General features: G+C 38.3%; 1 protein-coding gene. It reads right to left on the bottom strand.

The annotated features are described in order from the left end of the window. Positions 1 to 74: 74 nt before the first annotated feature. The gene (locus tag B1B04_RS25205) at positions 75 to 1,286 is read right to left on the bottom strand and encodes an IS110 family RNA-guided transposase (protein ID WP_079564504.1); all 1,212 of its coding nucleotides are present in this window, start codon (positions 1,284 to 1,286) and stop codon (positions 75 to 77) included. Positions 1,287 to 1,529 lie beyond the last annotated feature (243 nt).

The raw sequence follows: 1,529 nt of genomic DNA, 5'->3' as shown, positions 1-1,529 counted from the left end.
CCATGCCGAATAAGCCTAGTGATTTTTCGATTTTTCATAAGGCTTTAGTATGTTAAACTGATGCTACGACTGTACTAGGGAGCCAACCTGTAGTCGTAGTTTTGATTATGTGTGACAAGAAAGAAGATCGTTTTCAATAACTTGTTTACACATGCGACGGAGGCAACCTTATGACATTTGTTATAGGGTTGCGTTTTTAATTTATCGTAGTACTCAACAATGTGATTTCCACCAAATCGTCGCTGTCTAATCATGTTCTGAACGGTTAGATACATTATTTTACGTAGGTGTTTATTGCCGCGTTTATTAATCTTGTCTTTAGCTATAAACTTCCCGGATTGATACCGCCTAATATCAATACCTGTATAGGCATTCAACTGTCTGTTGTTATCAAATCTCTGAATGTTCCCAATTTCTGCTATGATTCTGACAGCTGAGTTAGCTCCAATAGCCGGAATACTACGTATTATGCTATATTCTTCAATCCTTTCGGCTATCGACTCCATTTTACTGATACATTGTTCTTTCTGAAGGAGAAGCTCTTGAAACCGTTTAGCATATACACGAACTTGATCACAAACCACATCTGTTGAAGACGCGGCGGGGTAAGATTGCTTTGCGGCCTCTATTAATTCAACAGCTTTTTCCTCTGCTTTGTTTACTGCCATTCGTTTATTTGTGTTTGCGAGTATTCGATTTTTAATGATTGTTTTTGAATGATTCAAGACTAGATCTGGATGAGGGTATAATTGTACTACGTTTAGGAACAGTTCAGACTTGGTCGTGAAGATATTCTCGAGTTCAGGAAATGTTTCCTGGACGACCTTATGCAATCGACTGCGAGTGACGCTCAATTCATCATCCAATTCGCTGTAGTGTCTCGATAATCGTTTTAACTGACGGTAAACATCATTGGAATCTGTTTCAATCCGTCTTTCGTGCGTAAAGTGTGTGAGTGCCAATCGATGTGCATCACTTCGGTCCGTTTTGTGAATCCGTAAGGAATCACATTGGAGTTTTGCTTCCAAGGGATTTAATAGGCAATAACTATAGTTGTTCTCTTGCATGAAACGTTCCAGTGTTCTTGAATAGACTCCTGTAGATTCAAATACGATATGAGGTTGCTCATCATATCCTTCAATTAAGTCATCAATTAACTTTTTAAGGTCCATAAATCCCGGACGATTGTGCGCAATTTCCTTTTCCAACTGACATTTTTTCAGCGCGTTATAGACAACCATATAACTCTTTCCCATACTAATATCAAAGGCGATGACATGTTTCATGTTCTCCCTCCCTATGTGTTTTGAAGTCTTCACATTAGCCTTATTGATTCCCATTTCTTATACACGATCTCAAAGGATCCAACATACTTAAACCTGATTCAAATAAGGTTGTGAAGTAGGTCAGTTTTTTTTACGGATTCAAGATCCAAAGAGCTGCCCGACCTATTCTTCACCTCTACTATATAAAAAAATAGTAGTACGAACCAATGCCTTGGTCTGCACTACTAATCTTAGTATGTTTTT

The organism is Lysinibacillus sp. KCTC 33748 (genome assembly GCF_002237755.1).
In the GTDB taxonomy this organism is placed as follows: domain Bacteria; phylum Bacillota; class Bacilli; order Bacillales_A; family Planococcaceae; genus Lysinibacillus.
The sequence above is the reverse complement of the archived record's forward strand: the minus strand, read 5'-3'. Positions and strand labels throughout refer to the sequence as shown.